The organism is Levilactobacillus suantsaiihabitans (assembly GCF_004745505.1).
Classification (GTDB): Bacteria; Bacillota; Bacilli; order Lactobacillales; family Lactobacillaceae; genus Levilactobacillus; species Levilactobacillus suantsaiihabitans.
In genome coordinates, this window is sequence record NZ_RKLX01000022.1 from 37,448 (window position 1) to 48,794 (window position 11,347).

General features: G+C 51.7%; 9 protein-coding genes. 8 read left to right on the top strand and 1 reads right to left on the bottom strand.

The window, feature by feature from the left end:
- Nucleotides 1-45: 45 nt before the first annotated feature.
- Entirely contained in the window at nt 46-1,725 is a 1,680-nt protein-coding gene (locus tag EGT51_RS10865) for a subtype B tannase (protein ID WP_225428724.1), read from the bottom strand.
- Between the two features lie 175 nt (nt 1,726-1,900).
- On the opposite strand from EGT51_RS10865, the gene EGT51_RS10870 reads away from it, so the two are divergent.
- The 8 genes from EGT51_RS10870 to EGT51_RS10905 all read left to right on the top strand — a co-directional run bounded on the left by EGT51_RS10870 (nt 1,901) and on the right by EGT51_RS10905 (nt 11,053).
- Nucleotides 1,901-2,359 (top strand): NUDIX hydrolase, encoded by a 459-nt coding sequence (locus EGT51_RS10870; RefSeq protein WP_135368726.1) that lies wholly within the window; start codon nt 1,901-1,903, stop codon nt 2,357-2,359.
- A gap of 549 nt (nt 2,360-2,908) precedes the next feature.
- Nucleotides 2,909-4,012, top strand: coding sequence for a TcaA second domain-containing protein (locus EGT51_RS10875; protein ID WP_135368727.1), 1,104 nt, complete (start codon nt 2,909-2,911; stop codon nt 4,010-4,012).
- An 18-nt stretch (nt 4,013-4,030) separates the two neighbouring features.
- On the top strand, nt 4,031-4,489 hold the full coding sequence (locus EGT51_RS10880) for a zinc ribbon domain-containing protein (RefSeq protein WP_135368728.1): 459 nt from the start codon (nt 4,031-4,033) through the stop codon (nt 4,487-4,489).
- Complete coding sequence (locus tag EGT51_RS10885; protein WP_135368729.1) at nt 4,486-5,955, top strand: zinc ribbon domain-containing protein; 1,470 nt, start codon at nt 4,486-4,488, stop codon at nt 5,953-5,955. The genes EGT51_RS10880 and EGT51_RS10885 overlap by 4 nt, the downstream gene beginning before the upstream one ends.
- Before the next feature lie 12 nt (nt 5,956-5,967).
- Nucleotides 5,968-6,831 (top strand): zinc ribbon domain-containing protein, encoded by an 864-nt coding sequence (locus EGT51_RS10890; RefSeq protein WP_135368730.1) that lies wholly within the window; start codon nt 5,968-5,970, stop codon nt 6,829-6,831.
- 182 nt (nt 6,832-7,013) lie between these two features.
- Nucleotides 7,014-7,556 carry a GNAT family N-acetyltransferase gene (locus EGT51_RS10895; protein ID WP_135368731.1) on the top strand — a complete coding sequence of 181 codons (543 nt, stop codon included), beginning with the start codon at nt 7,014-7,016 and terminating at the stop codon, nt 7,554-7,556.
- A gap of 168 nt (nt 7,557-7,724) precedes the next feature.
- Entirely contained in the window at nt 7,725-8,384 is a 660-nt protein-coding gene (locus tag EGT51_RS10900) for an EAL domain-containing protein (protein WP_135368732.1), read from the top strand.
- Between the two features lie 1,019 nt (nt 8,385-9,403).
- On the top strand, nt 9,404-11,053 hold the full coding sequence (locus EGT51_RS10905; RefSeq protein ID WP_135368733.1) for a peptide ABC transporter substrate-binding protein: 1,650 nt from the start codon (nt 9,404-9,406) through the stop codon (nt 11,051-11,053).
- Nucleotides 11,054-11,347 lie beyond the last annotated feature (294 nt).

Genomic DNA, 11,347 nt, shown 5'->3' on the forward strand with positions numbered 1-11,347 from the left:
GACATTTGCCGATTACGACAGTCAGTGTCCTTTTCGATTGACTAATTATTTAGCGATGCTATCGACCCACATAAACATGTTCGTCATGTCGTAGTCCCCAGCATGCCCCGTGTTCCATTGCACGTGATAGTTGACGTCAACACCTGCGTTCTTGAGTTTTTGCGCGAGTAGCGTTGGCACAGCGACTGACGTATTGCTATCTGTTTCACCATAACGAATCCAGAAATGCTTAGCCATCGTGGCTTGAGACTTCCGGCCAATGTAGGCCATCGGATTCATTAATTTAATGATACTGCTGTCAGCCATCGTCGCCCCACTCTTGGTGTTACGTTGCTGACTGAATTTGGTAAAGTGCTTAGCATTGGTGGTACTGTCGCCAAACTCAATATTCTCTGCCTGACTGACGTTCAGCGCATCGAAGGCCGGTGGCGTCTTGGAACGGCCAACTGACTTGAAGTACTTCGTCAAGTTCACATCGGTAACCTTGCCATTCTTAATCGTCAACCAAGGATATTTGCTAGTCTTAATGGTGATTCCCTTATTCAAGGCCGTTTGCGCCGAATTCATGATTTCTTTTTTAATCAACGTTGCAAATGAACCAGTACCGTCACTGTTTAGTTTCAGTGTCTGACCATTGGCCTTGATACCAGCTTGATTGACGTAGCTAACAAAATCTTGTTTCAACTGCTTAGACAGCTTCTTTTGCTTATTGGTCAGCTTGGTTTGGCTGTTGGAAGCCCCAGGGGTCATGCTGGCTCCGCTAATGTTGTTGACTCCGTTAAATTCCCATTCGTAGGCCGTGTTGGCATTGTTCAAATTTGTGATGGGGGCAAAAACAAAGGCAGCAAAGATACTATCGCTGGTATTCGCAGCGCCAATCGCCTTGAGGTAAGGCTTGTACTCGGCGTTGTTCCCTGTCGAGCCCAACAATGCGGACATGGCGCCTCCCGCACTAGTCCCGTCGGAAATAATTTTATTGGTATTACCAGCTAACCGTGACTGATTGAATTTCAAATACCGAACTGCCGCCTTCAAATCAACAATCGCGGCTGGCGCCTTCCCAGTATATTTACCGCTTTGCTTGGTATCACGCCCCCGAGCTCCTGGTGCGGCAACCACGTACCCCTTAGCCAACGCGGCCTGTGTCGCACTCGTACTGGAGGCACCCCCATTGGCATTGAGGTTGCTACTGCCACTAGGTGCCTTGCCTGTAGGCTTGCTACCTTGCATCTTGCCGCTCAATTTATTACCGGCTGGTGCACCACCACTCATTGCACCGGCTGTTAGTGTTCCCGCTGTCCCAGCCATGTATCCGCCAATATTGTTTGGCATGAAGATGGGCGCCGTGGACTTGGAATAACCATTAATTTTCTTGTTGTGGAAATACTTCTCCGGCACGTAAATATTCATACTTTGATATTTCGTATTGACCGGCTTGCTAACGTAAACGAGGTTCGTGTAACAGCGGACCTTAATTTTTTGCTTGTTTACCGTAATGGTTTTGGTCGTGTACTTTTTGGTGTTCAGTTTTAGACTCCGCGTTTTGCCACTGTAAGTCGTCCCCCCACGATAGTAGCTCACCTTGTGCTTATAAGTCACCTGGCTCAACGTACCACTGGGACTACTGGTTGTGGCTTTCTTGGCCGTTTGGTTACTGCTGCAAGCCGATAAGCTCAGCACCGCTGTCATCGCCAAAGACAGCGCTATCATCTTCCGTCTAATCATCTGATTTGCCTCCATATCAAAGTTGATTCAAGCTTAGTATACCCAAAATCGTTTTAAATATCAGTATTTATATTGGGTAACTTATCCAGCGGGTTACCGAATTTATTGAGAGGCATTTTATCCCCAGGTTGCGGTATACTGAGGGCAAATCCCTCAGAAAGTAGGTCATAGACTGATGGCAAATTATATTAAAGAAATTCGCGAACTGGTCGGTCATAAGCCGCTGATTTTAAATGCTTCGGCGGGCATCGTCGCCAACGACCAGCAGGAAGTTCTGCTCAATCTGCGGACGGACACCCACAACTGGAGCCTGCCCGGTGGCTACCTGGAATACGGCGAGTCCTTTGCCACCGCGATGGTTCGCGAGTACAAGGAAGACGCCGGTCTGGATGTAAAAGTGGTCAAGTCTCTGGGCATCTTCGATCAAGGTTTCACGAAATACCCCAACGGCGACGTCACCCAGGTCATTTCACAACTCTACTTGGTTCAGCCCATCGGCGGCCACACCCTAGATGAGGCGACAGACGAAACCTTGGATTTAAAATACTTTCCGTTAGACCAGCTGCCCCCACTGCTGAATCAGCAGACGGCCGACATGTTGGCCGCGGCCAAGACTTACTTTGACCAGCTATGACTGGCATCATGCTCTGCAAAAATAATGCTACGGACGTATCGACCGCTTTTCTCTTATTTTTCAAAGGACCAATCCTTAGCTTTGACTCTGCTTGCCATCCCCCAATCAGATGTGATTGATTCTATCACCGAAGTTGCGGATGTAATGAACAATAGTAACCCGTCACAGGTGGTACCGTTGACGCCTTTGAACGGAAATTAAATTCATGACACATAGTCTATCTTTCATAATTGTTTTCATAAACACTAAATCCCCTGTAAGCGTAATTTTCCGTTTGCAGGGGATTTTAGTGCACCAAGCATCGGTTACAATCACTGCCAGCAACTCGGCTGATCTACGAAATCTGCTAGACACTGCCGATAACGGCCCCACACCTGTCAACTCATTTGTGAAAACCAACCACCCACTAGACCGGGATTGGCGTATAATAATAAACGTAGCAAAAACTTAAGAAACCATTTGGGTGCGGGCGCCAAGTATTTTCAGCGAGTCCGATTAACGTCATACATAGTTGCCCGACGCCCGCCCATCAAGGAGTGAAGATAAATTATGAAGACTTGTCCCAACTGTCACCAGAAAATTGCGGCAAACAGCATGTTCTGCGAGCACTGTGGGTTTGACCTCAGTCAGACGCCGGCCAAGCCAGCTCGCCGGCAACGACATCACACGTCGTCTAAGTCGGGTAAGCGGTCTAAATGGCTTAGCCGCGGCGTTTGGTGCGTATTGGCGGTCGCCGCAATTGCCGTCATCGTCTTGGGCGTTTCCTTTTACAACAAGCAGGCTGGCAAGGAAAAACAGGTCGCCACGATCACGGATTACATCACGGATAACCAGAGTGATGACTTGGCGGATCACTTAATCAGTGACAACCCCAACCTCAAGATTACCGGAGATACCGTCCAGCCACTGTTGACGTACGCCCGGACCCATCCCAACTACGTCAAGGAGATGAAGGCGGACCTGCAAAAAAATGGTGAGACGCGCGACCACACCTTTTCTTTGGTCACAGCCGGGCACAACCTGTTGGTCTTTCCCATTTATAAACTGCGGGTCACGACCATGCATCCCGTCTTGACGACCAACGTGGCCAACGCGACGTTGATGGCCAACAGTCATGCGCTAGCCACCTCGAAAAATGACCACTACACCTTTAAGGCCGGGCCGCTGTTCCCCGGGCATTACACCTTTAAACTCAGCGGTAGTCGCTCCCACGCCAAGGCGACGGCTAACCTGATTGCCAGTAACGATGTTGCCAAGCACGTCGACCTGATCGCCCAGTCCAGTCGCCGGGCCCACGACACCACCAATGCCAACGACGATGAGGCCAGCGTGAGCGACGCCACCAACGGGACGGTCACGGACAACACGACCCATGATGATGACGATGATTACGACGATAATGATGATTACGATGACTTGTCCGTCAACGCCCAAACGGCGGTCGATGAGCTTTATTATAACGATTACATTGATAGCGAAGACGATTACACCTACACGGAATCAGAGGCACATCCGGACGTGACCGAGGTCAAGCTGTACGACGCGGATACCGGCGACCACTACAGCACCTACCGCTACGATGATATTCACGACATCCTGTCCGAATACAATTCCAGCACTGGCAAATTTGAGACTGTCGACACCGACGACTAACAGAAAGGATTTTTCCCAATGAAACAAACCTACTACCGGATCTGTTCCAACTGCGGCAACCAAAATGCGGCCGACGCCAATTTCTGTCTGAAATGTGGCACGACGCTTTCCGCCGCGGATGAATACGCGTTGATCCCCCACGCTGCGGACCAGACTTTCCCCCTGATTGACCTGGAGTTGACCCCCGACGAGGTCGCGCAAACCAAGAACTTCAAGATTACTGAAGACCAAAATATCCCCGCGGGCTACCGGTCGGCCGGCCTGATCTTTGCCGAAAGCGACGTCGCCCCACGCGCCGGCGCCAAAGCCGCTTGGGAAGACTTGTTCAAGCACGTCTACGCTCTACTCCTGGCCAAAGGCTATGCCGGTGTGGCGCGCGTGTCGATCCAACCAGAACCGATGCAGCCCAGCCAACTCTGCCTGTACGGCGAGGCGCTGGTCGTGGATTCACCTTCTAGAATGGAGGCGCGCCCATGACCCCATTGACATTTCACGCCCCGGCCAACGATCAACCAGGGGCCCAGGCGAATTTCTGCCCCAACTGTGGCCAACCGGTCGCCCCGACCGACACCTTCTGTCCCAACTGTGGCTACGACCTAAAGGCAGCAGCCCAAGCAGCCGGTCAAGTGCAACCGACGCAAACGCAACCCACCAACGCCTCGGCCCCCGCAACGCGACGGCCCCGGCAACCCTGGTCCAAGAAAAAGAAACGTCTCTGGTGGGGAATCGGCGGCCTCGCCGTGGTCCTAGTGGCCTTCTTCGTTTGGGGCAGTAGCCATTACTCCCGTGCGGCCACGCTCGACCGGACCATTAGCGACATCAAGAGCGGCCAACATTTAACGGCGGACTTCACCAGCGCCAGCACCGATCTGACGCTCAACAAGCAAAAGCTCCTGCCGGTCAACCGCTACTACAGCGACCACGCCCGCGACCTCAGTAAATTAAAGGCTGACCTCGCCAGCAGCGGCCGGTCCAGCGATGGCAACTTCGTGTACGAACAAACTGGTCGGCATTTCCTATTCTTCCCGAAATACCAGATCAGCGTTAGTCCCGTCTACCCGACCGTGACCACCAACCACACCGGTAACGTCATTTCGCTAGACAACCATAAAATTGCGACGGCCACGACCGACAGCTACACCAAGAAACTCAGTGCGCTGGTGCCCGGCGAGTATCACCTGCAATCAAAGGGCCGAATTGGCGGCCACAATTTGACCAACAGCGGCGACTACCACATCACGTCGAGCAAGACCTACGACCTGCAGCTGACGACCATCACCGTGGACCTAGACACGGTACCCGGATCCGCCGTTTACCTCAACGGCAAGAAGCTGGGCACCGCCGACAGTAGCGGGACCTACCGGCTGAAGAACGAACCGTGGTCCTCCGACATGGCGGTCTACGCGGCTTACACCTCTGATATTGGGAAGGCCACGACGGCCACGACCAAGCTGAAAAAGAGTGACGATGGCAGTTACGTCGACTTGGATTACAAAGATATGATGGCCGAAAGCGACGCGGATGAGTTGATCAGTAACCTATTTGAAGCCGCCGATGGCCTAGCTAGATTTGGCGGAATCGATGATGCGACTGACGACGATGGTGACCCGATGTCTGACTTCTTCGTGAACGGTGCCAGCAACGCCTACTACGTCGACCTCAAGAAGATGGCCAAGGGGTATAACGATAATGACGACCTGGACAGCATCGGCATGGATACCGACGTCACAGCCGTCAAGCCCGGCCCCAACGGTACCAGCATCGTCACGTTTACCGTGGAGTATACCTTTGGTTTGACCAACTACGATTACGACCACGTCCAAGACTTCCAGTACACCGCCACCGTTCAACCGGCAGGCAACGACAACTCGTCGCAGAGCTATGAAATCGTGAAATACGGCCACGCGGTCAAGACCGACGACCGGCACGAAGACGAAGATTAAGGAGACGTTACCATGACTGATCAACCCAAATTTTGCCCACACTGCGGCAATGAATTGAAACCAGACGCCCAGTTTTGTCCCCAATGTGGCTACGCGGTGGGCGCGGCGCTAAACGAAACGGCCCAACCGGACCCCACACCAGCCGCCCAACCCCAACCCGCACAGACTGAAACACCCACCCCGACGGCCCGGCGCACGGCCAACCCGTCCGGCAACTATTTTAACTGGTACTTCGCTACATTGCGGCATCCCAGTCAAAACTTGCCCGGCACCAACCGCTTTTTCGGCCTGATTTCGCTGGTCGCCGAAGCGTTGTTGCTGTCGCTCACGCTGGTCATGCTCAGCCAAAAGCTGACGACGATGGCCATCCGGACGATGGACCAATACGCGGCCGCTGAACTGAGTCGGGTGCTCAACGTCAACGGCTTGATCTTTAAGACCGGCCTGACCCTGTTCTTCTTAGTCATCATCGGCTACGCCATCTACGTGGGCATCAGCTACGCATTCCGGCGCATCATTACCGGCGAGTCCCAGAACTTCTGGGACTTCCTCAACCACTTTGCCGGGGTGACCAACCTCTTATTGATCTTCAACCTGATCACCTTCTTGTTGGGCCTCATCACTGGCGCTGGCAACCTCTCCAGCCTGAGCATCTTCTTGCTGTTCCTGGTGCCCGCCAATATCCTGATCAGCGCCGCGTTTATCTTCATCATCATCGACGACGTGCCCACGCCGCGGATGGACAAGTTCTACGCGGTCCTGTTGGCGGAATTGGCCTTGGCAGTCGCCTTTGCCATCTTCGGCTTCATCGCGGCCAATTTGGTCGGTGGCTCGATCGTCAGCTACGTTGAATCCCTCTATAACAGCGCGCTTTAGGTGCGGAAAAATCGGTTAGGCTGCGGCCTGGCCGTTTTTTTGTGCGGTCTAGCGGGCGGTGACAGTCTCGGCTGGGACGTACTCCCCCTTGGGCGGACGGTAAGCCAGTAATCAGCTACCCCTTCGCCTGCGTTTAGTGGTATCCTAGAGGTTATTCTAAACGAAACGGTGGCGGACAATTCATGAGTTTAATCTATATCAAGCGGGCGACGATGGCCGATATTCCGGCAATCATGACCATTATTGGCAACGCTAAGGCTTTGTTGAAGGCCGATGGCAGTCCGCAGTGGCAAGACGGGTATCCAGACGAGACGGCCATTCAGCGCGACATTATGGCCCAATGTAGCTGGCTATTGATGATCGACGGGCAGATTGCCGGGACCGCGGCCCAGGTAATTGCCGACGACCCGAATTACCATGAAATCGCGGGTGCGGGCTGGCAAAACACGACCGACCCCTACGCCACGATTCACCGGATTGCCCTGAGCGCGGACTTCGCGGGGCAACACCTGAGCCATTTCTTCTTCTCGAATCTCATCAGCCAGGCCTACCAAGCGGGCATCCGTAACTTTCGGATCGACACGCATGACCTGAACAAACGGATGCAGGCCATCGCGACCAGCCTGGGCTACCAGTACCGCGGCATCATTCACGTGGCCGAGCCCGGCGACAATGCCCGCCGTGCTTACGAGTTGAATTTAGGGGTTAAGCCGACCAATCTGTAACACCACAGGGCGTGATTGGCGGTCACTTAGCGGACGACCACCCGGATTTGACGGGACAAATTGCTAAAGTCGTGCATCTTTATGGCTATAAAATAATTTCAGGATGATGTATAATGGTCAGTACTGATTGTAACTGCATTTTTACCCAGAAAGGGGATTTTCTGTTTAATGTATCGATTTTTCGTCCAGCCACAAGTGAACGTGGCAACGCAGAAGTTAGCGGGCTACGAGCTGTTATTGCGCTCGTATCATCACAATTACTGGGTGACGCCGACTGATTTCACCGCGCTCCCGATGGACCAGCAGGTGTCCCTGTCCTATCAAGAAATCACCAACATCTTGAAGGACCACACCGACAATCCCGAGATCTCGCTGAACTTAAACCGTGAGCAATTCTCGGACCGCCAGACGATTGGCCACTTAATTCACTTAAAAAAGTCCATTAAAAATTTAAACCTGATCGTCGAATTGACCGAGGCGCCTAGCCTGGAAGAACTCCACCGCTACGTGGCGTTGTACCGGTCGTTTGGCATCAAACTGAGTCTCGACGACGTGGGCACTGACAATCCGTGGGGCCCCCACGTGCAAGACGTGCTGCCCTTCATGGACAGTATCAAATTCGCCATGCAAAATTTCCGCTTGCAACACCGGCAAAAGGAATTGCTACCCAGCTTAAAAGCTTGGCGCAAGATTGCCGACATGTACCAGCTGGGCTTCACGCTGGAAGGGATTGAAGACCCTAGCGATGTGGCCCTGGCCAAGCAGTACAACGCGGAGATGACGCAGGGGTATTACTATAGCAAACCTGTGCCTTATGCGGCTGGGTAGTTGTGTTTTAGGGTATAGTAAAGGGAACGCTGGCTTTTTGCTGGCGTTCCCTTTTTTGGTGTCTTCTGATCACCGCAACACCGTTTCAAAAATTACTTGCCACGTATCACCCACAGCGTCAAGGTGCCTTACAGAGTCTGGTTTAAACCTGGCTGAACTACCCAAACATAAAAAATACCTCGGTACTTCAGAACACGATAAATAATCAAATGGGTTTCGCGCAAATTAAATTTGCGCTATTCTAACAACCGCCAATGCAAGTGATAAATAATCAGACAATTTGAATAAAATTCATGCTCTGTCTGGTTATTGGGTAACTAGTATTTATTAGCAACTGTCCTTGGATTTACCGAAAACATTCGAAATAATCAAAGCTACGTACCCCATCGAATAGCGCAAAGATTTCCATCATTTAGTTATTAGACAATCCAGTCCATTTCATCAGTCAGTCTCATCCTATGCCGGCTTATCCGGCTTGTCTATACTTGTTTCAGCTGATTATCTATTTATGATGGAGATGCATTTTAATATTCACGTACCACGTTTTACCCCGCATAATTATCCAAAAATAAAAATGTGAAAATCATGATAAATAAAATTATATTCCGCCCCCATTTCCCGGTTCTTTCTATATATTCCACCAAAATCACCGTCACACAGCGCAATCAACCATTTTAAAATTCCCTGTTGACAAACCGAACTGGCCTCGTTATTATTAGAGCCATATTAGAAATACACGAACGCATCGCCAGGAAGAGTAGTGACTCCCGCTAAGTCCAGAGACCACCGGTAGCTGAAAAGGTGGCTTACAACGGAGTCGTGAAGATGAGCCTGGTTGCTAACAATTGGTGGAAGCTGATTGTTCGATTTGAAGCCCGTTACCGCTTCCGACTTTTGGCAACAGAAGTTACGGAGATGGTGGATGTGAGTCCCCCATAAATCAAGGTGGTACCGCGAGTGAAATCGTCCTTATGTTTAACTAACATGAGGACGATTTTTATTTTGAGGAGATGTTTTGGATGAAGAAAAAGGGAACGATTTTAACGGTGGCGGCCCTGAGCCTCCTGACATTAGCTGGCTGTGGGAGCCAATCCAGTGCCAACAGCGATGGTGGTAGCGCCAAGTACGCGGCCGACCAAACCTTGAACTGGACGGAAACATCTGAGCTGGCCACCAACGATCTGGCCAAGGCCACGGACACCTTGAGTTTCACCGTTTTACAGAACACGCAAGAAGGTCTTTATCGCTTGAACGACAAGGGAACGCCGGCCAACGCGTTGGCCACTAAGACCAAGCTGACCAACGGTGGCAAGACCTACACGTTTACCCTGCGCAAGGGCGTCAAATGGTCTAACGGCGATCCGGTCACAGCCAAGGACTTCGTTTACTCCTGGCAACGCACGGTCAATCCCAAGACTGCTTCGCAAGACGCCTTTTACTTCTTCCAGGTGAAAAATGCCGAGGCTGTCAATAGTGGCAAAAAGCCGCTGAGTTCGCTGGGCATCAAGGCCGATGGCGACTACAAGCTGACCGTGCAGCTGACCAAGCCTGTTTCTTACTTCAAGAAGTTACTGGCCTGGCCGCTCTTCTACCCGGTCAACCAAAACGCCGTGCAAAAATACGGCAAGAAGTACGGGACCAGTTCCGCCACGACCGTGTACAACGGGCCGTTCCGCTTGACCAAATGGAACGGGACCAGCACCACCTGGACGCTGGCCAAGAACAAGACTTACTGGGACAAGCAAGCCGTCCACCTCGACAAGATCAACACGGTCGTCACCAAGAGCACCACGACCAGTTACAATTTATTTAATGCCAAAAAGACCGACGAGACCTTACTCGACGGCCAACAGGTCAAGAACAACCAGAATAACGAAAACTTTGTTAAACGCCTCCCTACCGGTACCCAACGCCTAAGTCTGAACCAAAAGACGGTGCCTGCCTTCAAGAACGTCAACGTCCGCAAAGCCTTCTCCCTGGCCATCAACCGGCAACAATTGGTCAAAAACGTCTTGCAAGATGGTTCGACCGTTTCCAAGGGCTTCGTTCCGGCTGGCATGGGCAACAACCCCAAGACCGGCGAAGGCTTTGACCAGGAAGCCGAGGTCAGTTCCGCCGTTTCCTACAACCTGAAAAAAGCCAAGCAACTGCTGGCTAAGGGGTATCAGCAAACGGGTAAGAAGTCGTTAGCCGTCACCCTGTTGGTTTCCGACACCGACGCCAGCAAGCAAACGGCCGAGTTCTTACAGAGTTCGTTGCAAAAACTCCCCGGCGTGAAGGTCTCCATCAACACGATTCCTTACGTGCAACTGATCACGCGCCAACACAACAAGAATTATGATTTGACGCTCAGTGGCTGGCAATCCGTTTTCGCCGACCCCATCAACTTCTTGGACGTTTACGAATCCAACTCCAGCTACAACACATCTAGCTGGTCCAACAAGCAATACGATAAGTTGCTGGACGAATCCGAAAACCAAGACGGTAATCAACCGGTCAAGCGGTGGGCTAAGTTGGTCCAAGCCGAAAAGGTCCTGATGAACGATCAAGGGACCATCCCATTGTACCAACCCGCCAAATCACAACTGTTACGAAAGAATGTCAAAAACATCAACTACAATCCCGCTGGTGTGCCTTACGACTTCAAGACGACTTACATCGCCAAGTAAGCTAGCCGCCTAAGCGCTTCGTCCACCACCGACCAATCCCCCTAGTCGTCGGTTAGTGGCAGGCTTCATCAGCCAGCACCACTTGTCAGTTCCCATAAATGTCTTTATATAGTAGAAACAGGTCCCCATCGGCGTTTGAAGTGCGCTTCGATGGGGACCTGTTTTGTTGTTTATCCGGCTCTTTGTCAACCGGTGTTGATGGGGAGAATTTGAGAGGTTCAATTCACTTACGAATTGGGCCTCTTTTTTGGACCCGAATATTGAATTCAATCTGTATTCTGTAGTGGAAGTTAG